The organism is Streptomyces sp. NPDC005648 (genome assembly GCF_040605395.1).
In the GTDB taxonomy this organism is placed as follows: domain Bacteria; phylum Actinomycetota; class Actinomycetes; order Streptomycetales; family Streptomycetaceae; genus Streptomyces.
On the sequence record NZ_JBEXCS010000004.1, the window covers coordinates 146,164 to 169,743 of the forward strand.

Sequence of the window (23,580 nt, forward strand, 5' to 3'; positions counted from 1 at the left end):
CGTTAATGGCGCGTTTCGTACGGTTCACACCCCCGCCAATCACAGGCGAACGCCGCGCATGGTGCTCGTTTTCACAGGCACCTCGGGTGTCGAAACCTGTAGGATGAAGGCGCACTTTGATCGAACCAACTCTGCCTGACGCAGAGCTGGCGCGACCGTATGGCGGTCGGGGCGCCTTTCGCAGTGGGCACCGGCATCTACCGCAGTTCCGCGCAAGAGGACAGCTCTCGGCGCCCCCGCACGGGCGCGCTACCAGGCGGCAGAAAGGCACGGGCCGTGGCGTCCACGGTCACCACCGAGCCGTCGAAGGACTTGTCGGCTTCCTCCCGTCCGGGATACGGGCAGCTGCTGCGCACCCGTGGCGCCTGGACATTTCTGCTCCCCGGCTTCGCCGCACGCCAGCCGTTCGCGATGCTCACCATCTCCATCGTGCTGCTCGTGCAGCACACCACCGGCTCCTACGGAGCGGCGGGCGCCGCCGCGGCCGTCACCGGGGTCTCCATGGCGCTGTTCGCGCCCTACAGCGGGCGGCTGGCCGACCGTTACGGGCAGCGCGCCGTGCTGGTCCCCGGCGTACTGGTCCACGCGCTGTCGGGCCTGGCCCTGACGGCGCTCGCGCTGGCCCACGCGCCGATGTGGGCGCTGTTCGCGGCGGCCGTGCCTACGGGGGCCTCGGTGCCGCAGGTCGGGCCCATGGTGCGCGCCCGCTGGGGAGTGAAGCTCCAGGGTTCGCCCCTGATGGCCACCGCGGCCGCCTTCGAGTCCGTCACCGACGAGCTCACCTTTGTCTTCGGGCCGCTGCTGGCGACCGCCCTGTGCACCACCGTCGCCCCGGCCGCGGGTCTGGTGACGGAAGCGGCGCTCACGCTGCTGGGCGGCCTGCTGTTCGCGGCGCAGAAGGGCACGCAGCCTGGTGTCACCATGGCCGGGCACGCGCGCGTGGAGCAGGCTTCCGCGCTGCGCGTCCCCGGTGTGCGCGTGTTGATCGTGGCCTTCCTGGGCATCGGTGCCGTCTTCGGCGGCATGCAGGTCTCGCTGGCCGCGTTCAGCGAGTCGATCGGTGAGCCCGGCCTGAACGGCGTCCTGTACGGCGTCTTCGCGGCGGGCAACATGCTCTCCGGGGTCGTGTGCGGTGCGATCGCCTGGAAGGTGGCGCCGCAGCGGCGCCTGGTCGTGGGCTACGGCGCGCTCGCGCTGACGGCCTCCGGTCTGTGGGCCGCGCACTCGGTGCCGGTCCTGGCCGGCCTGGGTCTGCTCGTCGGCATGAGCATCGCACCCGCGCTGATCACGGGCTACACGCTGGTCGAGGGTCTGGTGCCGGCCGGTGCGCGCACGGAGGCCTTCACCTGGCTGACCGGCGCGGTGGCACTCGGCCAGGCGGCGGCCGTCACCATCGCCGGACAGCTGGAGGACCGCTTCTGGCACGGCGCCGGATTCCTGGTGCCGATGGCCGGTACAGTGCTCGCCCTGGCGACCCTCGTGTCCCTGCGCTCGCGCCTCGTCGCACGGTCTCGGAGCCGGACCGTGGCACGTGGCGTCGGTCACCGCGTGCCGGTGACGGTGGACTGATCCTCAGGAATACGTCACTATGGAGCCTCGTTAGCACTCATTGAGTGAGAGTGCCAGGAGGAAGACAGTGCCCACCTACCAGTACCAGTGCACCGAGTGCGGCGAGGGCCTCGAGGCGGTGCAGAAGTTCACCGACGACGCCCTGACCGAGTGCCCCAACTGCGGTGGCCGCCTGAAGAAGGTGTTCTCCGCGGTCGGCATTGTCTTCAAGGGCTCCGGCTTCTATCGCAACGACAGCCGCGGCTCCTCGTCGAGCAGCTCGCCGGCGTCGTCGTCGAAGTCGTCGGCGTCCACCACGTCCTCGGATTCGACGTCGTCATCGTCGTCCTCGGCGTCCTCGGAGTCGAAGTCGTCCGGCAGCGACGCTTCCTCCAGCAGCAGCTCCGCCGCGTAGGACAAGCGCACGGAACCCTGTCGTCGTAGGGCGGCAGGGTTTTCGGTGTTCCCGGAGCCCCTCTCCCCGCGCAGCGGTCGCCGGATACTGTGCTGGTCATGGCGAACGCAGAAATCGGTGTAATCGGCGGCTCGGGCTTCTACTCGTTCCTCGAGGACGTGACCGAGGTCCAGGTGGACACCCCGTACGGTCCGCCCAGCGACTCCCTCTTCCTCGGCGAGGTCGCCGGACGGCGCGTAGCCTTCCTGCCCCGCCACGGCCGCGGCCACCATCTGCCTCCGCACCGGATCAACTATCGGGCGAACCTGTGGGCGCTGCGGTCGGTCGGCGCCCGCCAGGTCCTGGGTCCGTGCGCCGTGGGCGGGCTGCGCCCGGAATACGGGCCGGGCACACTGCTCGTGCCGGACCAGCTGGTCGACCGTACGAAATCCCGGGTGGGGACGTACTTCGACGGGCTTCCTCTGCCCGGCGGCAACGTGCCGAACGTCGTGCATGTGTCCCTGGCCGACCCTTACTGCCCCGTGGGACGTGCGGCCGCTCTGAAGGCGGCGCGCGGCCGGGACTGGGAGCCGGTGGACGGCGGCACACTGGTCGTGGTCGAGGGACCGCGTTTCTCGACCCGCGCGGAGTCGCTGTGGCACCAGGCGCAGGGCTGGTCGGTGGTGGGCATGACCGGTCACCCCGAGGCCGCCCTCGCCCGTGAACTGGAGCTCTGCTACACGTCGTTGACCCTGGTCACGGACCTCGACGCGGGTGCCGAGACCGGTGAGGGTGTCTCGCACGAGGAGGTGCTGCAGGTGTTCGCGGCGAACGTGGACCGACTGCGGGGCGTGCTGTTCGACGCGGTGGCGGGCCTGCCGTCCGACGAGGACCGCGATTGCCTGTGCACGACGGCACTGGGCGGGATGGATCCGGGGTTCGAGCTGCCGTAGCGCTGGAGGGGCGGGTATGCGAGGGGCGGAACTTCCCATTCGGGTGAGGGAGTTATCCACAACTCGTCGGTAGTCCACCGGCCTCGGCGGGAATCGGTGCGAAGCCTCATCGTGGGCCTGCAAGCCGATTCCTCGACGCAGGTGGTGATCCGCATGTCCACTCCCCCTCCGCCTCTTCTCCCCTTCCCTCTCCCGCTCGGCAACGACGCACCCGCCACGTGCGAGGTCCCGCACTTCGCCCCCGTGCGGGTACGCGGCGGGCGGTATCAACTTCAGCGCCTCGTACGGCACCGCAGGAGGGCCGTGGCGCTGGGCCTGGCCATGACCGCCGCGGCGCTGGTGGCCGCCGGGCCACGGGACACCGAACAGGCGCGCGGGCATCCGGTGGCGGATCCCGTGCGCAAGCAGCGTGCCGTCGAGATGGTGGCCGCACCGGTGCGGATCGCCGACGGGGCCACAGTCCGGTTGCTGCGGCCCGGTGACCGGGTGGACGTCATTGCGGCCCGGGAGACGGCGACAGGCGGTGACGCCCAGGTGGTCGCGCGCGGAGCACGGGTGACCAAGGTGCCCGAGGCGTTGGACGGTGACGCCGTCGACGGAGCGCTGGTGGTCCTGTCAGTTCCTCGGACCACCGCCGCACGCCTCGCCGGTGCGGGGGCGACGGCGCGGCTGGCGGTGACGTTGTGCTGAGCCAAGTCGTCCGTGTCCTGCGGATCTTCCTGTCAAGTCCCTCGATCGAGCTACCCAATTGGACAGAGTGGCCGAGTGTTGACGTAAGTTGCGGAGCTGTCTGTTCCACAACCTGTGCGTGCGAGAAGAGGCCCCGAGGTGAGCGAGAAGAAGGAACCGAGCATCTGGCAGGGCTTCAAGGCCTTCCTGATGCGCGGGAACGTCGTCGACCTGGCGGTAGCGGTGGTCATCGGCGCCGCCTTCACCAACATCGTCAACTCGGTGGTGAAGGGTGTGATCAATCCACTGGTCGGGGCGATTGGCACGAAGAGCCTCGAGAGCTACACCTCGTGTCTGAAGGACCCGTGCGTGGTGAGCGCGGACGGCACGGTGAAGAGCGGCATCCCGATCATGTGGGGCTCGGTTCTCGGCGCCACGCTCACCTTCGTGATCACCGCGGCCGTCGTCTACTTCCTGATGGTGCTGCCGATGTCGAAGTACCTGGCGCGGCAGGAGGCGCGCAGGAAGGCGAAGGAAGGCACGCACGAGGTGATCGAGGTGACCGAGCTGGAGGTGCTCAAGGAGATCCGCGACGCCCTGGTGGCGCAGCGCGGATCCGGGCACGACGAGCGGTAGCGGCAGCTGCCCGCTGGGGCTGGCGGACGGGTCTCCGCACTGCTCAGAGGTGGTGGGGCGGCTTCTCGTCGAGGAAGCGCCTGAGGTCGGCCGCGGCGTCGCCGTCGGAGGCCGGCCGCTCGCCCCAGCCGCGGTCGGTGTCGTCCGAGGACTGCCGGTCCAGCGGGTCGTCGAAGATCAGCGCGGGCCTGGGGGCGCGCGGCTCGGGGGTGGGGGCGGAGGTCATGCCTCCAGAGTACGGCCCCGGGGGCGTGCGGCGGCCGGGTCGCGCCGGCGGCTCAGACCGCGTGCAGGCCGTGCGCCACGAAGACGCTTCTGGCCAGCGCGGTCTGCTCCGCGGTGGGGCAAGGGGTGTCGTGCAGGGTGAAGGGCCGACCGAGCCGCTGCCACTTGGCCTCGCCGAGCTTGTGGAAGGGCAGGACGTCGACGCGGGTGATGTTGCCGAGCGAGGCGGCGAAGGCGGCGACGCCCTCGATGTTGACCGGGTCGTCGGTGAGGCCGGGCACGAGCACGAAGCGGACGTGGACCTCCTTGCCCAGGTCGGCGAGACGCCGGGCGAAGTCGAGGGTGGGCCGCAGGGGGCGGCCGGTGACCTCACGGTAGGTGGCGCGCTCCCAGGACTTGATGTCGAGCAGGACCAGGTCGGTGTCCCTCAGCAGGGCTTCGGTGGCACGGACACCGAGAAAGCCCGAGGTGTCGAGGGCGGTGTGCAGGCCGAGTTCATGCTTGAAGCGGTGCAGCAGCTCGCCGGTGAAGACCGGCTGGAGCAGCGGTTCTCCCCCGCTGACGGTCGTACCACCGCCCGCGACTTCGATGAACCGCGTGTACTTGGCGGCCTCCGCGACGATCTCGTCGACGCTGGTGCGCTTGCCGTCGCGCATCCGCCAGGTGTCGGGATTGTGGCAGTAGAGGCAGGTCAGCGGGCAGCCCGACAGGAAGGTGACGAAGCGGGTGCCGGGGCCGTCGACGCCGGTCGACAGGTCCCACGAGTGGACCGAGCCGACCACAGGGCGCCGGGTGGCCGCCGCGGCCGGGGTAGTCGCCGCGGGCACGGCCCCGCCGGCCGGCGTCGGCAGGGTCGGCGTCGTCGGAAGAAGCGGAGTCATCGCCCAACTCCCTCAGAGCGAGCCGTGGAACGTGCGGTTGATGACGTCGAGCTGCTGCTCGCGCGTGAGGCAGACGAAGTTGACCGCGTAGCCGGAGACCCGGATGGTCAGCTGCGGGTACTTCTCGGGGTGCTCCATCGCGTCCTGGAGAGTCGCCCGGTCGACGACGTTGACGTTCATGTGGAAGCCGCCGCTGGCCATGAAGCCGTCCAGGACGCCGGAGAGGTTGGCGACGCGCTCCTCGGAAGTGCGACCCAGCGCGTCCGGGGTGATGGTGTTGGTCAGCGAGATGCCGTCCTCCGCGTCGTCGTAAGGGAGCTTGGCGACGGAGAGCGCCGAGGCGATGTAGCCGTGCTCGTCGCGCCCGTTCATCGGGTTGGCACCCGGTGCGAAGGGGGTGCCCGCGCGGCGGCCGTCGGGCGTGTTGCCGGTCTTCTTGCCGTAGACGACGTTCGACGTGATCGTCAGGACCGACTGGGTGTGCACGGCGTCGCGGTACGTCGGGTGACGGCGGACCTTCTCCATGAACTCGTGGACGATCCAGCGCGCGATGGCGTCGGCCCGGTCGTCGTTGTTGCCGTACGCCGGGTAGTCGCCCTCGACGACGTAATCGACGGCGAGGCCCGTCTCGTCGCGGACGACCTTCACACGCGCGTGCTTGATCGCCGACAGCGAGTCGACGGCGACCGACAGGCCTGCGATGCCGCACGCCATGGTGCGCAGGATCGACCGGTCGTGCAGGGCCATTTCGAGGCGCTCGTAGGCGTACTTGTCGTGCATGTAGTGGATGACGTTGAGCGCGTGCACGTAGGTCTTGGCGAGCCAGCCCAGCAGGGCGTCGTAGGCCACCAGGACGCTGTCGTAGTCGAGGTACTCGTCGGTGATCGGTTCGAGGCCCTCCACGACCGTCTCGCCGGACTTCTCGTCGCGGCCGCCGTTGATGGCGTAGAGGAGGGCCTTGGCGACGTTGACGCGGGCGCCGAAGAACTGCATCTGCTTGCCGACGGACATGGCGGAGACGCAACAGGCGATGGCGGTGTCGTCCCCGTACTTGGGGCGCATGAGGTCGTCGGACTCGAACTGCAGGGCGCTGGTGTCGACGGCGACCTGGGCGGCGTACGACTTGAAGGCCTCGGGCAGGCTCGGGGACCAGAAGACGGTGAGATTGGGTTCGGGGGCCGGGCCGAGGTTGTAGAGCGTGTGCAGCGCGCGGAAGGTGGTGCGGGTGACCAGGGGGCGCCCGTCGCTGCCGATGCCGCCCAGGGACCAGGTCACCCAGGTGGGGTCGCCGGAGTAGAGCTCGTTGTACTCGGGGGTGCGCAGGAAGCGCACGATGCGGAGCTTGATGACGAAGTCGTCGATGAGTTCCTGGGCCTCGGACTCCGTGAGCAGGCCGGCCTCGATGTCCCGCTGGAGGTAGGTGTCGAGGAAGGCGTCGATGCGGCCGATCGACATCGCGGCGCCGTTCTGTTCCTTGACCGCGGCGAGGTAGGCGAAGTAGAGCCACTGGACGGCCTCGAGGCTGGTGCGGGCGGGGCCGGAGATGTCGTGACCGTAGGAGAGAGCCATGGCCTTGAGTTCTTCGAGGGCGCGGATCTGCTCGGCGATTTCCTCGCGTTCCTGGATCACCTGCGCACTCGGCCAGAGGACTTCGACTGCGCTTTTGTCCGCTCGCTTCGCGACGATGAGCCGGTCGACGCCGTAGAGGGCGACGCGGCGGTAGTCGCCGATGATGCGGCCGCGGCCGTAGGCGTCGGGCAGGCCGGTGATGATGCCGGAGGAGCGGCAGGCGCGGATCTCGGGGGTGTAGGCGTCGAAGACGCCGTCGTTGTGGGTCTTGCGGAGCTTGGTGTAGATCTCCCGGACGGCGGGGTCGGCCTCGTACCCGTAGGCGTTCAGGGCGCTCTCGACCATGCGAAAGCCGCCGTTGGGCATGATGGCGCGCTTGAGCGGGGCGTCGGTCTGGAGACCGACGACGATGTCGAGACCGCGGTCGATGTACCCGGGGGCGAAGGCGTCGATACGGGAGGGCGTCCTGGCGTCGACGTCGTAGATGCCGCGTTCCCTCTCGGTGGGGAACATCCCGAGGAGCTTGCGCCAGACCTTGGTGGTGCGTTCGGTGGGTCCGGCGAGGAAGGAGGCGTCTCCCTCGTAGGGGGTGTAGTTCTGCTGGACGAAGTCGCGGACGTCGACCGTGTCGCGCCACAGGCCACCCCGGAAGCCGGCCCAGGCGCCCCCGGACGTCGACGGCTCGCGCGACGGCTCCTGGGCAGGGGTGACGGTCGTGGTTTCCGCAGGGGTCGCAGTCATGGCGCGCACCTTCCGCATCGCTTCACTGGTACGGATCCATTGCACGCCCGTGTGCGCTCCGCCGGGCGCCGCAATGGTCCCCGATCTCGGGCCGAAGGTCCCGATGACCGTCGATCGCGGCGGCGGTCGCGGCATCTGACCTGGCTATTTCGTCGGAATTTTGACCCCATCCAGTCTTGTGAATTCCTTCACAAGAAGTTCCGGGGGTTATCTGCTGTGCTTGGACCCATGACGTCCAGTTCGACTCCGCCGCCGACGCCCACCGGCGCGCCCACGAGACACACTCCGCTGCGCGGACTCACCGCCCGCGGCCGCGACGAGGCACACCGCGTCGCCTCACCGCTCGAGCTCTTCTTCGACCTGTGCTTCGTCGTGGCCATCGCCCAGGCGGGCGTCCAGCTGGTGCACGCCATCGCTGAAGGGCACGCGGGCGAGGGCATCCTCAACTACGCGATGGTGTTCTTCTCCATCTGGTGGGCGTGGATGAACTTCACGTGGTTCGCCTCGGCGTACGACAACGACGACGTGCTCTACCGAGTCGTCACCCTGGTCCAGATCGCCGGGGTGCTCGTCCTGGCCGCCGGGATTTCCAAGGCGTTCGAAAGCCACGAGTTCCTGATCGTCTGGCTCGGCTACCTGATCATGCGGCTCGCCCTGATAGCGCAGTGGCTGCGTGTGGCGCGGTCGACCGAGGGCGCGGAGAGGACCATGGCCCTGCGGTACGCCGGCGGCGTACTGCTGTGCCAGGTCGGCTGGCTGGGGCTGCTTTTGTTGCCGGAAGGCGGCCGACCCTGGGTCTTCCTCGTGATGGCGCTGCTCGAGATGTGTGTGCCGCCGTTCGCGGAGAAGGACCACCCGACGTCCTGGCACCCGCACCACATCTCCGAACGGTACGGGCTGTTCACGATCATCGTGCTCGGCGAGACCATCGCCGCGGCCACCGTCGCCGTGAAGTCGGGCATCGACGAGCACGACGCTCTGACGGATCTGCTGCCGATCGCCGCGGGTGGACTGCTGATCGTCTTCGCCGCCTGGTGGATCTACTTCGTCGTACCGATCCACGGCCACCTGCGCTCCAACCGGCAGGCATTCCTCTGGGGCTACGGCCACTATCTGATCTTCGCCTCCGCGGCCGCCGTCGGCGCGGGACTGGAGGTCGCGGTGGAACAGACGGTCGGCAAGGCGGACATCTCCACGCTGGCCGCGTCGGCCGCTGTGACGCTGCCGACGGCCCTGTACTTCCTCACTGTCTGGGCGCTGCACTCCCGCTTCTACAAGGTGGGCATCGCCCAGCAGTTGGTCCTTCCGACCACAGCCCTGCTGGTGATCGTCTGCACGTTCCTGGGCGACTGGGCGGTGTTCGCGGCCGGCATCGTCTCGGCACTGGCGGTCGCGACCGGCGTCACGCTCACGGCGCGCATGGTCGCCAAGGAGCGCGGCGCGAGCGGAACGAGCGGGGAGCGCGCGACGAGCCCGGTCGCCTGACAAGGACGCGTGCGCGGCGGTGGGGGCGAGACTGGGTTCATGACAGTTGACGCTTTGACCGACGTCACCGGGGTTCGGGTGGGCCACGCGACGCGCTCCGGCAGCGGTTGGCTGACCGGGACCACCGTCGTACTGGCCCCGGAAGGCGGCGCCGTCGCCGCCGTGGACGTACGCGGCGGCGGCCCCGGCACCAAGGAGACCGACGCCCTCGACCCTCGGAATCTCGTCGAGAGGGTCGAGGCGATCGTGTTGACGGGCGGTAGCGCGTACGGGCTCGACGCGGCGTCCGGCGTCATGGCCTGGCTCGAGGAGCAGGGGCGCGGTGTGCGGGTCGGGGAGGACCCCGCACACGTGGTACCGGTGGTGCCCGCCGCCTGCGTCTTCGATCTGGGGCGGGGCGGCGACTTCCGGGCCAGGCCCGACGCCGCCACCGGTCGCGCGGCGGTCGAGGCGGCCGCGGCGAGCCCGGTCGGGGCGCCCGTACGGGAGGGATGCGTGGGCGCCGGCACGGGAGCCGCCGTCGGAGCGATGAAGGGCGGGGTGGGCACCGCGAGCACTGTGCTCGACTCGGGGATCACCGTGGCCGCGCTCGTGGTGGCCAATGCGGTGGGGTCGGTGATGGCCCCGGAAACGGGCGTCCTGTACGGGGAGTTGTTCCAGGGGCGCGTGAACTACCCGGAGGCGCACGTCCACGAGACCGCGCGCCGGCGCCTCGCCGAGGCCGCGGCGAAGAGCGCCCGCCCGCTGCTGAACACCACGCTCGCCGTGGTCGCCACCGACGCGGGCCTGTCGAAGGCGCAGGCGCAGAAGGTGGCCGGCACGGCGCACGACGGGATCGCGCGCGCCGTGCGGCCGGTGCACATGCTCAACGACGGCGACACGGTGTTCGCGCTGGCGACCGGGGCGCGCCGGTTGGACGCCCAACGCCCCCTCGCACTGAACGAGATCCTCGAGGCGGGCGCGGACCTGGTGGCCCGAGCGATCGTGCGCGCCGTGCGCGCCGCCGAGTCGGTGGACGGGCCGGGCGGGGTGTGGCCGTCGTACGAGGAGTTGTACGGGAGGCGTTGATCAGGCGGGGCGCATGTGTCCGGCTCACACAACACCCGTCCTGTACCCGTTCGAGGCTCGTAGCGGACGTAGCGGCAATCACCGGCTCGCGCACGAGGGAGACGCACCCCTCAGGTCATCCGGACCCCATCCTCGCCCCACTCGCAAATGTCCTGGTTCTGTCACGTGCTGGCGTTCATGGCGTACGAGGGGAACCTCAGCAGCCGCCCGATCCCTCTTTCCCCACGCACTGGAGCGGATCACGCACATCACATGAAACGGGAGCAGCTCGTGACAACGCCGAACAAAGCAGCGCGGCGCGCACTGGGGGCCTGTGCCGCCCTGATGATCGGCGCCCTCACCCTCACCGCCTGCGGCGGCAACGCCAATGCCGACGCCAACAGCGACAGCAAAAGCGGCGACAAGGGCTCGGCCAAGACATCGACGGCGCAGATCGTCATCTCGGCGAAGGACGGCTCGACCGACGCGTCGATCAACACGACCGGCGTGAAGGTCAGTGGGGGCAAGCTGACCGACGTGAAGATGACAGTGGCGGGTTCCGGGCAGGTGGTGGCGGGCTCGATATCCGGGGACGGCGGCACCTGGAAGCCGAACGAGCAGCTCGAGCGGGGAACGAAGTACCAGATCTCGGCTACCGCCAAGGACTCCGGCGGCCATACGGCGGCGGCCAACTCCATCTTCACCACGGTCACGTCGGCGAACAGCTTCATCGGCACCTACACGCCGGACAACGGGACCACGGTCGGGGTCGGGATGCCGGTGTCGTTCAACTTCGACAAGGTGATCAGCGACAAGAAGGCCGTGCAGTCGCACATCACGGTCACCTCCAGTGGCGGGCAGAAGGTCGTCGGGCACTGGTTCGGCTCACAGCGGCTGGATTTCCGGCCCGAGGAGTACTGGAAAGCCGGCTCCAAGGTCACGATGAACATCGACCTGGACGGCGTGCAGGGCGCGAAGGGCGTCTACGGGGTACAGAAGAAGACCGTCACCTTCACCATCGGGCGTTCGCAGGTCTCCACGGTCGACGTCAACACGCAGACCATGACGATCGTCCGGGACGGCAAGACGTTCAAGACGGTCCCCGTCTCGACGGGCAGCCCTCAGCACACCACGTACAACGGGCAGATGGTGATCTCCGAGAAGTTCGTGCAGACGCGCATGAACAGCCAGTCCGTCGGTCTGGGCGGCGAGTACGACATCCCGGACGTGCCGCACGCGATGCGCCTGACGACCTCGGGAACGTTCATCCACGGCAACTACTGGTACAACAAGGGCAACCCGCCGTTCGGGCGCGAGGGCACCAGCCACGGCTGCGTCGGACTCGCGGACGTGCAGGGCGCGCAGGGCGCCACGAACGCCAAGTGGTTCTACGACAACTCGCTCATCGGGGACGTCGTGATCGTCAAGAACTCCCCCGACAAGACGGTGGCCCCCGACAACGGGCTCAACGGGTGGAACCTGTCGTGGAGCGACTGGATCGCGGGAAGCGCCGCCTGATCGTCGCAAGCGGCGCATGATCAGCTCAAGGGCCTTCTGAACAGCGTGTTCTGACAGAACGTCGGGCCATGTGGGAACTTCTCACACGGCCCATGCGTTTTCTGTGCGCACGTTTTCTCGGTTCCCGGACATGATGTCCGACCGAGGGGCTACGGTATGCACCCACAAGGTGACATGCAGCAACGCCGGGAGAAACCTTGAGCGTTCCGTACGAGACCACAGCGTACGAACCACCCGAGTCGCCCGAGTCTCCGGAGGAGCACCTCGAGCGGCTCCTCGGTCGTGCCCTGAACTCCTTCGAACTGCCCGATGACGTCATACAGCGGCTCGACTGTGCGCTGGCGCACGACAGTTCGTTGCACTCCGCGCATCACAGCGCGGGGCTGCACCGCGAGACGTACCGGCACACGTGGCTGCTCACGGACGGCTCGGCGCTCACCCTGTGGGAGCTTGTGCACAACACCGCGCCGGGCAGCGCCGCGCAGCACGAGGTGTACGTCGACGAGGAGGAGCTGCGTACCGCCACCGCGCGCCTGCCACTGCCTCCGGACGCGCCGGACTTCGAGCTGCCGGTGGCGGTTCAGCTGTCACCGATCCCGGCGCCCCGGCACGCGTACGTGCCGGACGACTCGGCGGACCACGCGCGCCGGCTCCTGCGCCGCGCGGAGAACGCCGACCGGCCGGACGCGGAGACGGCGACACTGCTGTCGACCGCGTTCGCCCACCAGATCACGCAGGCCTTCGGGCGTCCGAGCCGGGCGGGGCGCGCGGGGCTGTGCTTCGCGCTCTACGAGCACGCGTTCCTGCTGCGCGACGGTGCGGAGCTCTCCCTCTGGGAGGTCGAGCACACGGCCACGCCCGACGGGCGGCACATGTGCGAGGTCTACGTCACGGAGCAGGCGGCCCGGGACGCGATGGAGCGGCGAGCGGCGCAGGTTTCCTGAGCAGGGGCGGGCACATCTCCGGTGCCGGTCTCCGGCTCCGGCTCCGGCTCCGGCTCCGGCTCCAAGGCGTACGGCATTGGTGCACGCCTCCGGCGGGCATGATCCCGCACGAGTTCCACTTCGCGCCCCAGCGCCGGTCATTGAGCCGACGCCATTCGTCGGTCACGCCGGTTGCCGCGTCGGCACCTCGCCGCGCTAGCGCCCGTCGCTGAGCTGTCGTACCAGACCCGCGAAAGCGGCCCTCTCCGCAGGGGTCAGTTCGACGGACTCCAACTGGGGGCCGGCCTGCCGCTGGTGCGGGAGGGCGTGCAGGGTGTGGCCGTGCCGCAGGCCGGCTCCGGTGCGGGCGCGGCGCAGGAGACGGACCAGGCCGATCACCCAGACGACGGTGGCGAAGGCGAGAACGGCCACACCCAGCGACTGGAGGATCGAGACGTGCTCATCGGGCATGCGCTCAGTAGACACCACGGTCCGGGACTTTGGTCCCGGACCGTGATGTATCTCGCATGAGGCGCAGGGAGCATGTTTACACCTCAGAGGCAGCGAACAACTCACAGCACGCCAAAGGGACATGCGGGTGGGCCCGCAGTCCCTTTCACGGGGACTGCGGGCCCACTCGTACTCCGTGTGGCCGGGGCTTACGCCGCGACCGGCTGCTTCGTCTCCGTGGCAGCAGCGGCGTCGGCGTCCGTCGCGCCGGCGGGCACGGCGCCCGCTGCCGGCTTGCGCATGCCCTTCAGTACGACGACCAGGGTGGCCGTGACGCACACGCCGACCGCGATGGCGATCAGGTAGAGGAAGGCGTTGCCGATCAGCGGGACCACGAAGATGCCGCCGTGCGGGGCGCGCAGGGTGGCGCCGAAGGCCATCGACAGGGAGCCGGTGATCGCGCCGCCGACCATCGAGGACGGGATGACGCGCAGCGGGTCGGCCGCCGCGAACGGGATCGCGCCCTCGGAGATGAAGGAGGCGCCGAGGACCCAGGCGGCTTTGCCATTCTCGCGCTCGGTCTCGGTGAAGAGCTTGCCGCGGACCGTGGTGGCCAGCGCCATCGCAAGCGGCGGGACCATACCGGCGGCCATGACCGCGGCCATGATCTTCATCGCGGAGTCGCTCGGGTTGGACACCGCGATGCCGGCGGTGGCGAAGGTGTAGGCGACCTTGTTGACGGGCCCGCCGAGGTCGAAGCACATCATCAGGCCGAGCAGGGCGCCGAGCAGGATGGCGTTGGAGCCGGAGAGGCCGTTCAGCCAGTCGGTCATGCCCTTCTGGGCGGAGGCGATGGGCTTGCCCACGACGACGAACATCAGGAATCCGACGATCGCCGAGGAGATCAGCGGGATCACCACCACCGGCATGATGCCGCGCAGCACCGCCGGGATGTCGATCCTCTGGATCGCCATCACCACACCGCCGGCGAGCAGACCGGCGACCAGGCCGCCGAGGAAGCCCGCGTTGATCGTGGACGCGATCATGCCGCCCACGAAGCCGGGGACGAGGCCCGGCCGGTCCGCCATGCCGTAGGCGATGTAGCCGGCCAGGACCGGGACCAGGAACCCGAAGGCCACGGCACCGATCTGGAACATCAGGGCGGCCCAGCTGCCGGTCTGCGTCCAGACGAAGTGGTCCATGACCGACGGCGCCGACTTGATCTTGTAGCCGCCGATCGCGAAGCCGAGGGCGATGAGAAGGCCGCCCGCGGCGACGAACGGGACCATGTAACTGACGCCGGACATCAGCCACTTGCGCAGCTTGGTGCCGTAGCCCTCGCCGGAGTCACCGGCGCGCTCGACCGGCGTGCCCGCTCCCGGGGCGGCGCCCGCGGTCACCTCACCACGCGCCGCCTTGCCGCGCACCTCGGTGATCAGCTCGCCGGGGCGATTGATGCCGGCCTTCACACCGACGTCGACCGTCGGCTTACCGGCGAAGCGTTCCTTCTCGCGTACGGGGACGTCGTGCGCGAAGATCACGCCGTCCGCCGCCGCGATGACGGCCGGGTCGAGCCGGGTGAAGCCGGCTGAGCCCTGCGTCTCGACGACGACCTCGACGCCCGCGTCGCGGCCCGCGTTCTCCAGGGACTCGGCCGCCATGTACGTGTGGGCGATGCCGGTCGGACACGAGGTGACGGCGACGATCCGGAAAGGGCGCTCGCTTTCACTCCCGCCCGCGCCCCCGCCCGCGCGCTCGTCCTCGGAGCGGGCGCCCGGCGCCGGGGCGGAGGTGTCCTCGGCACGCGCGCCCGGCGCGGGAGCCGTACTACCCGGTGCGGCGTCGACGGAGGCCGCCCCCGACGCCGCACCGGAGTCTTCGGAGGCGCTCGCAGCGCCCTTCGCGCTGTCGGAAGCGCCGCGCGCGCCCCCCGAACCGGCCCCCGCACCAGCAGCCTGCGCGTCAACCCCGGCGCCAGCCTCAACGGCAGCACCAGCACCAGCACCGGCACCAGCGCCGGCGCCTGCGCCCGCCGCAGCCGGCGCCTCCTCGCCCCGGATCAGCGCCGCCGCGCTCGCCGCGTCCCCCACCGACCTCAGCGCGCCGGTGAACTCGGCGTTCATCAGCTGCCGTGCCAGCGACGACAGGATCGTCAGGTGGGCGTCGTCGGCACCGGCGGGTGCCGCGATCAGGAAGATCAGATCGGCGGGGCCGTCCGCGGCGCCGAAGTCGATTCCGGCGGCGCTGCGCCCGAAGGCGAGCGTCGGCTCGGTGACATGCTCGCTGCGGCAGTGCGGGATGCCGATGCCGCCGTCGAGGCCGGTGGGCATCTGTGCTTCGCGCGCGGCCACGTCAGCGAGGAAGCCATCGAGGTCGGTCACCCGGCCCAGGGCCACCATGCGCTCGGCGAGGGCACGCGCCGCCGCTTCCTTGGTGTCGGCGGACAGGTCGAGATCGACCAGGTCCGCGGTGATCATGTCGCTCATCGCGGGCTCCTTCGCACGCGTATCGCCCGGGGAGTGGGGTGGGCGGGGGTGGGGACGGGGGTGCAGTGGGGGGTGGTGAGAACCTCGGGGCCTGGGGAGGCGGGGCCGGGGGAACCCCGCCTCCCCAGGGCGGCAGGGCGGCTCAGGCCGTTCTGCCGCCTGTCGGCCGCGGCGAGTAACGGGGAGCCTCGCCGCTCCAGGGCCGGATCGGGGTAAGCGGCGGGAGCGTGTGGCTCTGCGGGCGGCGCGAAGTTGAAGTGGATGGCGCACACTGCCACGCGCGCGCCCATGCCAGTCACCGGTCGCGACACCGCGCACGCCTCCGCACCAGCCACCAGGGACGCCTCCGCACCAGCCACCACACACGTCCGCATACCAGGTGCCGTCCGCGCCGTGACGCGCATTCCTGCGCGCAGCCCCACGCCGGGTACCGTCCGCGCTGTAACGTGCGCCTGCCCGCCGGGCGCCGTGCCCGCCGACGCGCAAGCGCCGTCACCGGCCAACACGCGAACTCCTTCACCGGTCACGGCGCAAGCCGGTTCGCCAGCCACAAGACACGCACCCGCGCCCGCGTCCGCACCCGCCACGACACACGCCCCCGCACCAGCCACCGAGCACGCCCCCGCACCGCACGCCGGTCGCGCACCCGTGCAGGCCGTCGGCCTGAAGGTCGTACGAAGGCTCATGACACCGGCTCCGTCAAGGCGCGATCCACGGGCACCTCGGCCGTCACCGTGACCGCCGCGGGGTCCAGGTCCCTCGGGGTCGGCATCACGCTGCCCGGGAGCTGGACGGCCGCGGCGCCGTGTGCCACGGCCGAGGCGAGCGCGTCCGGACCGCTGCCACCGGCGATCAGGAAGCCGGCCAGGGAAGAGTCGCCGGCGCCCACGTTGCTGCGTACGGCGTCCACGCGCGCGCTGCCGAACCAGGCGCCCACGCCGTCCACGAGCAACTGCCCGTCGGCGCCCAGGCTCGCGAGCACGGCGCGTGCGCCCATCTCGCGCAACTCCTCGGCCGCCTTCACCGCGTCGCCCACGGTGAACAGGGGGCGCCCGACGGCCTCCGCGAGCTCCTCGGCGTTGGGCTTCACCACGTCGGGCCGCTCGCGCAGCGCCTCCAGGAGCGCACGCCCCGAGGTGTCCAGAGCGATTCGCGCGCCCCCGGCGTGCGCCCGCGCGACGACATCGGCGTACCACGCCGGCGCGAGCCCCCGCGGCAAGCTCCCGCAGCAAGCGATCCACGCGGCATCGCGCGACTGTTCGCGCACCGTCTCCAGAAGCAGTTCCTGCTCCTGCGCGGACAGCTCAGGCCCCGGCGCGTTGATCTTGGTGAGCACCCCGTCCGCCTCGGCAAGCGCGATGTTCGACCGGGTGGCGCCCGCCACCGGTACCGGCGCGACCTCGATGCCCTGCGCGTGGAGCAGATCGGCGACGAGCGCCCCCGGCGCACCACCGAGGGGCAGGACGGCGACCGTGCGCTGTCCGGCGGCCGCGACGGCGCGCGAGACGTTCACACCCTTGCCACCCGGGTCCATGCGCTCACCGGTGGCCCGGATGACCTCGCCGCGGTCGAGGGAGGGAACCTCGTACGTGCGGTCCAGGGAGGGGTTCGGGGTGACGGTGAGGATCATGTGCGCACTACTTCCGTGCCGCCGTGCTCGATCGCGACGGCGTCTTCTTGGCTCAGCCCGCTGTCGGTGATCAGCAGGTCCACGTCGGTCAGGTCGCCGAAGCGGGCGAAGTGCTCCTGGCCGTGCTTGGAGGAGTCGGCGAGCAGCACGACACGGCGGGCGGCGGCGAGGGCCGCGCGCTTGACCGCGGCCTCGGCGAGGTCGGGGGTGGTCAGGCCGTGGTCGGCGGAGAAGCCGTTGGCCGCGACGAACAGGACATCGGCACGGATCTCGCCGTAGGCACGCAGCGCCCAGGCGTCCACGGCGGCGCGCGTACGGTGGCGCACGCGCCCCCCGACGAGGTGGAGCTGGATTCCGGGGTGGTCCGCGAGGCGCGCGGCGATGGGCAGGCTGTGGGTGACGACGGTGAGCGAGGCTTCCAGCGGAATCGCGGCGGCCAGCCGGGCCACTGTCGTGCCGGCGTCGAGAAGGAGCGTGCCCTCGGTGGGCAGTTCCGCGACGGCGGCCTTGGCGATGCGGTCCTTCTCGTCGGCGGAGGTGCCCTCGCGCTCGGCGAGGTCCGGTTCGAAGTCGAGACGCCCGGCGGGTATGGCCCCGCCGTGCACCCGGCGCAGCAGGCCGGCGCGGTCGAGGGCCTTCAGGTCCCGGCGGATCGTCTCCGCCGTCACCTGGAACTCCTCCGCCAGCGACACCACGTCCACCCGGCCGCCGTCACGGGCGAGCCGGAGGATCTCCTGCTGCCGCTCCGGTGCGTACATGCCCGTTCGCCTCCCGTTCGCCTCCGCCTTGATGTCCGAGTGTTCTCGGCTCATGCCCGAACTTGTGGTTTCAGTCGGGAGGCTACGCCCGGATTTCCGAGAAGTAAACAGGTTCGGGCATCGGTCAGACACAAACGGGCACGCCTCAAGCGCACCGCTGCGATTCGATCTTCTGCTGGGCGGCGATGACGGCGCGTGCGAGTTCGTGGCGGGCGGCCTCCTGGCGCATGGCCAGGACGAGCTGGGAACGGTGGTCCGCGGCGGCGATGCGCGCGGCGGGGACCGGTTCGGGGAGGGCGGTGGCGACGTATTCGTCGACGCGTTCGACGACCTTGGTCAGTTCGACGCGGACGGCCTCCGTGTGGTCGGCGATCCCCTTGATCATGTTGCCGGTCTGGCAGATGTCCTCGAAGTCTTCGGCCCGGCACGGCTTCTGGGCACAGCGGCACTGGGCCTTGTAGAGGTCGGCGAGCCATTCGGCGGGCCGGTCCAGTTCGGTGCCGGCCTCGTCCCTGCCGCGGATCTTCTGCATCCAGGCGAAGACCTGCCGGTGGTGCCGGAGGGTGTACGAGGCGAGGACACCCGTGACAAGGGCGGAGACGGCGGTCAGCGCGAGGGTGCCGGCACTGGTGCCGATCGCCAGTGTGGTGGTGCCGTTCGCCAGTGTGGTGGTGCTGGTCATCATGCTGTGGTCCGTTCAGGGGCGGAGCGTGAGCGGAGGGAGGGGAAAACTCGCCGGAGCGGCTCTACCGGTACCGGAAAGGCACGCCGGAGCGGCTCTACCAGTACTGGAAAGACTCGCCGGAGCGGCTCTACCCGTACCGGAAAGGCTCGCCGGAGCGGCTGTGTCAGCGCCGGGGCGGGCTCGTCGCAGTGGCTGGGTCAGTGGCCGGCGGCGAGGTGGCGCAGGGCGTCGACGTCGTGGACGACGAACTGGCGGTACCGGGCTTCGACGATCCCGTGGTAGCGCAGGGTCCGGATCGCGTTCTCCGTCGTGGAGACGGCGAGTTGGAGGGCCGCGGCGATGTCCTTCTGGCCGGGTCCCGACACGACGGCCCCGCCCGTCCGGGGGTCCGGCCGCCCCGCGGTGTCGGCGAGGTGCGCCAGCAGCCGGCTGGTGCGCTCCAGCGGCGGCCGGGTGGCCATGGTGTAGACGAGCTCGTCGCTGCGGTTGCGGTCCTCCAGGCTGCGCAGGAGGGCGAGCTGGATGTCGGCGTGTTTGCGCAGCAGGACGTTGAAGTCGCGTGCGCCGCAGGGGATGGCGACGGTCCTGGTCAGGCATTTGGTGAGGACGGCTGAGCCGGGGTCGATGAGCTTGCCCTCGCCGACCAGTTGGCCGCCGCCGCGGAACCGGATCACGGCGGGCACGTTGTCACCCTCGCCGAGCGGGAAGCGGTCCTGCCGTACGACGCCGTCCCAGATGATGTAGATGTTCCGGTCACCCCGCCCCATGGGCAGGTGCTCGTCCCGTTCGAAGGTGCGGGCGCGCAGTCCAGCCTGTAACAGAGCGCGCCAGCTGTCGGCCTCCAGTCGGTGCAGGAAGCTTCCCTCGGGCTTGTTCTCGTGACCGAGGAGGTCGGTCGTCCGGGCGGAGTCGACGGTCGAGGGCGAGCTCACGGGCAAGCTCACTCCCCTGTTCCGACGGCGCGTGTCCCGGCGTACGCGCCGCGGGACACGTATGGGTGACGGAGTGTCACGGTCGGGGTGTCATGGGGTCCGCGGCACGACGGCGGGACTATGCCGTCACCCTTCACGGTGCGCATCGCGATTGATCCCTGTTCTGTTGATTCTTTGGAACCCCGCTGGTCGGCGGGGTTCCGGGTGGCGGGTCCGGCCTCCCGATCCGGGAGGTGCGGCAGGCGCCCGGGTAGTGAGTCCGGGCGGGTGGAAACGGTGGAGCGAGATAGACCGTACCCCTCGCCGCGAGCGAAGAGCCAGTCGGCTTTTCGAAGGCGCCGAGATGAATAATGATCATGTAGAAAACCCCTCACCGTGGGGCTTTGTTACAGAAGATCAGGCGCGGTCGGGACGGAGAATCCGCCGGCCTTCGGACAATTCCTCATCACGGTTTTCCTGGCATTCACACCGGCGAAGGAGCGAGAGGATCCTTCTCGGGTGAGCGGCATATGACATCCACGCAAACATCCACGCAAACCCCGGGAAAAACGAGAGGCCCCGGGGCACTACCCCCAGGACCTCCCGGAAAGGTCCGGACCCGCCAGGGATCAGACCGCCGCCCAGTAAACACCACGGATGACCTTTCAGTCACTCCCCGCCGAGCGCCAACCGGCCCCACCCGGGCGAATCAGCCGCCGAAACCCCCAGCCGCGGGGGTTGTCACACACCGCACACCATTCCGCACACGCCGTCGGAGCGCCCGACTCGCACGCGCACTTTATCCCTTTTGCCGACACGGGGACGGGTCGACTCGACCGTCACACGTCACCGCCGAATGATCCGACACCGATCAAGATTAAACAGATTCGGCCAACCCGTCCGGAGCCGAACGAGGCTCCACCGGGGCGGAACAGATCATTCCTCATCACCGAAATGACCGCCCGCCGCTCCTGTAATTCCTCCGGGAGAGGGGGCGGGAAGGAATCCGATTCCAAAGGAAATTCAGCCGGGGTCCGCGCGACGAGCTTAATCCAGTGCGGGAATCCAGTACCTGAGGGAACGCATCACCGTATGTCGACCAATGAATAAGGGCAGGCCCGACATCCTCACTCCGGCGCACCCTCAGGACCCCGGCGCCCCATCCGTCCGACGCCAACTTCCGCCCTGTCAGTTTCCTTGTATTGCAAGAGAGTTGAAGCCATCGGACACCCAAAGCCGGAGCGTCCGGGCCAGATGCACCCATTCCACCCACCTGAGGCCCCCACGCCACCCGCGCCACCCGCGCCACCCGAGAGACGCGCCCACTCTCCACCCCCACACAAAGCACGACACACAGCACGACACCCCGGCCCGATACAACCCCCGGGCCGGGGTACGGCACCACCGCTCATCGACTGCGACTGCGACTGCGACGGGGACTGCGACGAACGACCTCAGCTCTCGCTCGACCCCACCGTCTCCTCCTGCCCGGCCACCCGTCCCGGCAGCGCGAACATCAGCAGGAAGATCAGGCCCAGGACTCCGGCGACCCATCCGAGCGCCCCCTGGAAGGCGTCCACGAACGCCGGCCCCACCCGCTGCGGCGCCAAGTGGTCGTCGATCGTGCCGAAGAAGACCACCGACACCAGTCCGAGCCCCAGCGCATTGCCCATCTGCTGAACGGTGTTGATGAGCCCCGACGCCGAACCCGCGTGCTCGCGCGGCACGTCCGACAGCACCGCGTCCGTCAGCGGCGCCACGATGAGCCCCATGCCCACACCCATCACGACCAGCGGCAACGCCATCTGCCAGGACGCGATCCCGAGCCCGTAGCGGTGGGACTCCCCGATGTAGAGCAGCACGCCGAGCGTCATCAGCAGCGCGCCCGCCTGGAGCACCCGGCGTCCGAAGCGCGGGACCAGCTTCTGCACCGACAGCCCGGCCGCCGTGGACACCGCGATCGAGAACGGGACGCCCGTCAGCCCCGCCCGCAGCGGGCTCCAGCCCAGGCCGATCTGCATGTACAGCGTCCACACCAGGAAGAACACACCGAGGGCGACACCGAAGACGGTCTGTACGGCGATGCCGGCCGCGAAGCTCTTCACACGGAACAGGGAGAGTTCGATCAGCGGAGAGCCGTCCCGTACGGTCTTCCGCTTCTCGTACGCCACCAGCGCCGCGAAGACCAGGACCGCGCCGGCCATCGACGCGTAGCCCCACAGCGGCCAGCCCAGCTCACGGCCCCTGGTCAGGGGGTAGAGCAGCATCAGCAGACCGAGCGTCACCAGCGCCACGCCCACCAGGTCCAGCTTCAGCGCCTTGGGGGCCTTCGACTCGGTGATGAAACGGCTGCCGAGGACCAGGGCCGCGATCCCGACGGGGAGGTTGATGAGGAAGATCGGCCGCCATTCGAGGCCGAAGAGGTTCCACTCCGTCAGCAGGGCGCCGAGCAGCGGGCCCGAGACCGCGCCCAGTCCGACGATCGCGCCGAACAGGCCGAAGACCTTGCCGCGCTCCTCCGCCGGGAAGGTCGCGTGCACGATCGACAGCACCTGCGGCACCATCATCGCGGCCATCCCGCCCTGCAGGATCCTGGACGCGACCAGCATCTCCGGGTTCGCGGCGAAGCCGCACAGCGCCGACGCGAGTGTGAAGCCGGCGATACCGACCAGGAAGAGCCGCTTGCGGCCGTGGATGTCGCCGAGGCGTCCGCCGGTGACGAGGCCGGCGGCGAAGGCGAGCGCGTAACCGGCGGTTATCCACTGGATCTGGCTGAACGACGCCCCCGCGTCCCGCTGGATCGACGGGATCGCGATGTTGACGATCGTGACGTCGACGAGGTCCATGAAGGCCGCGGTCATCACGATGGCGAGGGCGAACCAGCGGCGGCGGTCCGCGCCGACGGCACCGCTCGGCGCGGAAGCCGCCACCTCGGCGGGTGCCGTGCTGTCGACAAGGAGTTCTGTGTCGGTGGAGGTCATACCTTGAAGCTACGTCCCCACTAGGTCAGATCATGTCCTAGTTCTACGGCATCCTCGAACTCATGACGACCGACACCCCGGCGCGACTCCTCACGCTCCTCTCCCTCCTCCAGACGCCCCGCGAATGGCCCGGCGGCGAACTCGCCGAGCGTCTCGGGGTCTCCCGCCGCACCGTCCGGCGCGACATCGACCGGCTGCGGGAGCTCGGCTATCCCGTGCAGGCGACCATGGGCGCCGACGGCGGCTACCGACTGGTCGCGGGCAAGGCGATGCCTCCGCTCGTGCTCGACGACGAGGAGGCGGTGGCGATCGCGGTCGGCCTGCGGGCGGGGGCGGGGCACGCCCTGGCGGGCGTGGACGAGGCGTCCGTACGGGCCCTCGCCAAGCTGGAGCAGGTGCTGCCCTCGCGGCTGCGGCACCGTGTCTCCACGCTCCAGGCGGCGACCACGCCGCTGACCAGCGGGGACGGGGCGAGTATCGCGCCCGAGATCCTGACGGTCATGGCCTCCACCGTGGCCGGCCACGAACGTCTGCGCTTCGCCTATCGCGCCGGTGACGGGACCGAGTCGCGGCGGCTGACGGAGCCGTACCGCCTTGTCTCGACCGGGCGCCGCTGGTACCTCGTCGCCTACGACCTCGACCGCGCCGACTGGCGCACCTTCCGCGTCGACCGGGTGGCCGAGCCGTTCGCGACCGGCGCGCGGTTCGCTCCGCGGGAGCTGCCGACGGGGGACGCGGCGGAGTACCTCCGGCGGTCGATGCAACGCCATCAGGAGTCGTACACCATCGACGTCACCTTCGACGCCCCCGCGGAGACCGTCGCGACGAAGGTGCCGGCCTGGCTGGGTACTCCGGAGCCGATCGACACCACAACCTGCCGTCTGCGGGCCACCGCCACCGACCCGGTGGAGTGGACGGCGGTACGGCTGGCGATGACGGGCGTGGAGTTCAGGGTACGGGAGCCGGCGGAACTGGCCGAGTTCGTACGGGAGTTGGGCGGGCGGTTGGTTCGGGGCGGGGGTGAGTGAGGGGGGTGGCGGAGCTTCAGGAGGACGGCCGCTGCGCCTCAGGCACCCTCACCTGTGCCCGC

Annotated in this window: 21 protein-coding genes; 11 read left to right on the forward strand and 10 right to left on the reverse strand. The window is 70.0% G+C overall.

What is annotated here, in order from left to right:
* Positions 1–276 precede the first annotated feature (276 nt).
* The 5 genes from ABZT17_RS03915 to mscL all read left to right on the forward strand — a co-directional run bounded on the left by ABZT17_RS03915 (position 277) and on the right by mscL (position 4,200).
* Positions 277–1,569, forward strand: coding sequence for an MFS transporter (locus ABZT17_RS03915; protein WP_356343318.1), 1,293 nt, complete (start codon positions 277–279; stop codon positions 1,567–1,569).
* A gap of 67 nt (positions 1,570–1,636) precedes the next feature.
* Positions 1,637–1,963: an FmdB family zinc ribbon protein gene (locus tag ABZT17_RS03920; RefSeq protein WP_356343320.1), complete on the forward strand. Its 327-nt coding sequence runs from the start codon at positions 1,637–1,639 to the stop codon at positions 1,961–1,963.
* Between the two features lie 98 nt (positions 1,964–2,061).
* Entirely contained in the window at positions 2,062–2,895 is an 834-nt protein-coding gene (locus ABZT17_RS03925; RefSeq protein ID WP_356343322.1) for an S-methyl-5'-thioadenosine phosphorylase, read from the forward strand.
* Between the two features lie 153 nt (positions 2,896–3,048).
* Positions 3,049–3,585: a hypothetical protein gene (locus tag ABZT17_RS03930; RefSeq protein ID WP_356343324.1), complete on the forward strand. Its 537-nt coding sequence runs from the start codon at positions 3,049–3,051 to the stop codon at positions 3,583–3,585.
* Between the two features lie 138 nt (positions 3,586–3,723).
* A complete protein-coding gene (gene mscL, locus ABZT17_RS03935) occupies positions 3,724–4,200 on the forward strand; it encodes a large conductance mechanosensitive channel protein MscL (RefSeq protein ID WP_356343326.1) in 477 nt (158 codons plus the stop codon).
* A gap of 43 nt (positions 4,201–4,243) precedes the next feature.
* On the opposite strand, the gene ABZT17_RS03940 is transcribed toward mscL, so the two are convergent.
* From ABZT17_RS03940 to pflB, 3 genes are read right to left on the reverse strand one after another with little or no spacing between them, the layout of a single operon-like run.
* A complete protein-coding gene (locus tag ABZT17_RS03940; protein WP_356343329.1) occupies positions 4,244–4,426 on the reverse strand; it encodes a hypothetical protein in 183 nt (60 codons plus the stop codon).
* A 52-nt stretch (positions 4,427–4,478) separates the two neighbouring features.
* Positions 4,479–5,306, reverse strand: a complete 828-nt coding sequence (pflA, locus tag ABZT17_RS03945) for a pyruvate formate-lyase-activating protein (protein WP_356343331.1) — start codon at positions 5,304–5,306, stop codon at positions 4,479–4,481.
* Positions 5,307–5,318: 12 nt separating this feature from the next.
* A complete protein-coding gene (gene pflB, locus ABZT17_RS03950) occupies positions 5,319–7,616 on the reverse strand; it encodes a formate C-acetyltransferase (RefSeq protein WP_356343333.1) in 2,298 nt (765 codons plus the stop codon).
* On the opposite strand from pflB, the gene ABZT17_RS03955 reads away from it, so the two are divergent.
* The 5 genes from ABZT17_RS03955 to ABZT17_RS03975 all read left to right on the forward strand — a co-directional run bounded on the left by ABZT17_RS03955 (position 7,615) and on the right by ABZT17_RS03975 (position 12,610).
* Positions 7,615–7,755: a hypothetical protein gene (locus ABZT17_RS03955; RefSeq protein ID WP_356343335.1), complete on the forward strand. Its 141-nt coding sequence runs from the start codon at positions 7,615–7,617 to the stop codon at positions 7,753–7,755. The genes pflB and ABZT17_RS03955 overlap by 2 nt on opposite strands.
* An 89-nt stretch (positions 7,756–7,844) precedes the next feature.
* Complete coding sequence (locus ABZT17_RS03960) at positions 7,845–9,101, forward strand: low temperature requirement protein A (RefSeq protein WP_356343337.1); 1,257 nt, start codon at positions 7,845–7,847, stop codon at positions 9,099–9,101.
* Positions 9,102–9,140: 39 nt separating this feature from the next.
* Entirely contained in the window at positions 9,141–10,169 is a 1,029-nt protein-coding gene (locus tag ABZT17_RS03965) for a P1 family peptidase (RefSeq protein WP_356343339.1), read from the forward strand.
* Between the two features lie 270 nt (positions 10,170–10,439).
* A complete protein-coding gene (locus tag ABZT17_RS03970; protein ID WP_356343342.1) occupies positions 10,440–11,666 on the forward strand; it encodes an Ig-like domain-containing protein in 1,227 nt (408 codons plus the stop codon).
* 197 nt (positions 11,667–11,863) lie between these two features.
* Positions 11,864–12,610, forward strand: coding sequence for a DUF6227 family protein (locus ABZT17_RS03975; protein WP_356343344.1), 747 nt, complete (start codon positions 11,864–11,866; stop codon positions 12,608–12,610).
* Between the two features lie 195 nt (positions 12,611–12,805).
* Here the strand turns inward: ABZT17_RS03975 and ABZT17_RS03980 are convergent, their stop codons facing one another.
* From ABZT17_RS03980 to ABZT17_RS04010, 7 genes are all read right to left on the reverse strand, one after another.
* Positions 12,806–13,060 carry a hypothetical protein gene (locus ABZT17_RS03980; protein WP_356343346.1) on the reverse strand — a complete coding sequence of 85 codons (255 nt, stop codon included), beginning with the start codon at positions 13,058–13,060 and terminating at the stop codon, positions 12,806–12,808.
* 188 nt (positions 13,061–13,248) lie between these two features.
* Positions 13,249–15,525 carry a fructose-specific PTS transporter subunit EIIC gene (locus ABZT17_RS03985; RefSeq protein ID WP_356343349.1) on the reverse strand — a complete coding sequence of 759 codons (2,277 nt, stop codon included), beginning with the start codon at positions 15,523–15,525 and terminating at the stop codon, positions 13,249–13,251.
* 682 nt (positions 15,526–16,207) lie between these two features.
* Positions 16,208–17,155, reverse strand: a complete 948-nt coding sequence (gene pfkB, locus ABZT17_RS03990) for a 1-phosphofructokinase (protein WP_356343351.1) — start codon at positions 17,153–17,155, stop codon at positions 16,208–16,210.
* Positions 17,152–17,913 carry a DeoR/GlpR family DNA-binding transcription regulator gene (locus tag ABZT17_RS03995; protein ID WP_356343385.1) on the reverse strand — a complete coding sequence of 254 codons (762 nt, stop codon included), beginning with the start codon at positions 17,911–17,913 and terminating at the stop codon, positions 17,152–17,154. Before ABZT17_RS03995 ends, pfkB begins: the two co-directional genes overlap by 4 nt.
* A gap of 145 nt (positions 17,914–18,058) precedes the next feature.
* Entirely contained in the window at positions 18,059–18,598 is a 540-nt protein-coding gene (locus ABZT17_RS04000; RefSeq protein ID WP_356343353.1) for a hypothetical protein, read from the reverse strand.
* A gap of 197 nt (positions 18,599–18,795) precedes the next feature.
* Positions 18,796–19,530: a Crp/Fnr family transcriptional regulator gene (locus ABZT17_RS04005; protein ID WP_356343355.1), complete on the reverse strand. Its 735-nt coding sequence runs from the start codon at positions 19,528–19,530 to the stop codon at positions 18,796–18,798.
* Positions 19,531–20,963: 1,433 nt separating this feature from the next.
* Positions 20,964–22,370: an MFS transporter gene (locus ABZT17_RS04010; protein WP_356343387.1), complete on the reverse strand. Its 1,407-nt coding sequence runs from the start codon at positions 22,368–22,370 to the stop codon at positions 20,964–20,966.
* A gap of 182 nt (positions 22,371–22,552) precedes the next feature.
* On the opposite strand from ABZT17_RS04010, the gene ABZT17_RS04015 reads away from it, so the two are divergent.
* Positions 22,553–23,518, forward strand: a complete 966-nt coding sequence (locus tag ABZT17_RS04015; RefSeq protein WP_356343357.1) for a YafY family protein — start codon at positions 22,553–22,555, stop codon at positions 23,516–23,518.
* The last annotated feature ends 62 nt before the right edge of the window (positions 23,519–23,580 follow it).

Coding starts and splice junctions, on each gene's coding strand:
- ABZT17_RS03925 (WP_356343322.1), top strand. CDS start 2,062: ATGGCGAACGCAGAAATCGGTGTAATCGGCGGCTCGGGCTTCTACTCG.
- ABZT17_RS03930 (WP_356343324.1), top strand. CDS start 3,049: ATGTCCACTCCCCCTCCGCCTCTTCTCCCCTTCCCTCTCCCGCTCGGC.
- ABZT17_RS03940 (WP_356343329.1), bottom strand. CDS start 4,426: ATGACCTCCGCCCCCACCCCCGAGCCGCGCGCCCCCAGGCCCGCGCTG.
- pflA (WP_356343331.1), bottom strand. CDS start 5,306: ATGACTCCGCTTCTTCCGACGACGCCGACCCTGCCGACGCCGGCCGGC.
- ABZT17_RS03955 (WP_356343335.1), top strand. CDS start 7,615: ATGGCGCGCACCTTCCGCATCGCTTCACTGGTACGGATCCATTGCACG.
- pflB (WP_356343333.1), bottom strand. CDS start 7,616: ATGACTGCGACCCCTGCGGAAACCACGACCGTCACCCCTGCCCAGGAG.
- ABZT17_RS03960 (WP_356343337.1), top strand. CDS start 7,845: ATGACGTCCAGTTCGACTCCGCCGCCGACGCCCACCGGCGCGCCCACG.
- ABZT17_RS03965 (WP_356343339.1), top strand. CDS start 9,141: ATGACAGTTGACGCTTTGACCGACGTCACCGGGGTTCGGGTGGGCCAC.
- ABZT17_RS03980 (WP_356343346.1), bottom strand. CDS start 13,060: ATGCCCGATGAGCACGTCTCGATCCTCCAGTCGCTGGGTGTGGCCGTT.
- ABZT17_RS03985 (WP_356343349.1), bottom strand. CDS start 15,525: ATGAGCGACATGATCACCGCGGACCTGGTCGATCTCGACCTGTCCGCC.
- pfkB (WP_356343351.1), bottom strand. CDS start 17,155: ATGATCCTCACCGTCACCCCGAACCCCTCCCTGGACCGCACGTACGAG.
- ABZT17_RS03995 (WP_356343385.1), bottom strand. CDS start 17,913: ATGTACGCACCGGAGCGGCAGCAGGAGATCCTCCGGCTCGCCCGTGAC.
- ABZT17_RS04000 (WP_356343353.1), bottom strand. CDS start 18,598: ATGATGACCAGCACCACCACACTGGCGAACGGCACCACCACACTGGCG.
- ABZT17_RS04010 (WP_356343387.1), bottom strand. CDS start 22,370: ATGACCGCGGCCTTCATGGACCTCGTCGACGTCACGATCGTCAACATC.
- ABZT17_RS04015 (WP_356343357.1), top strand. CDS start 22,553: ATGACGACCGACACCCCGGCGCGACTCCTCACGCTCCTCTCCCTCCTC.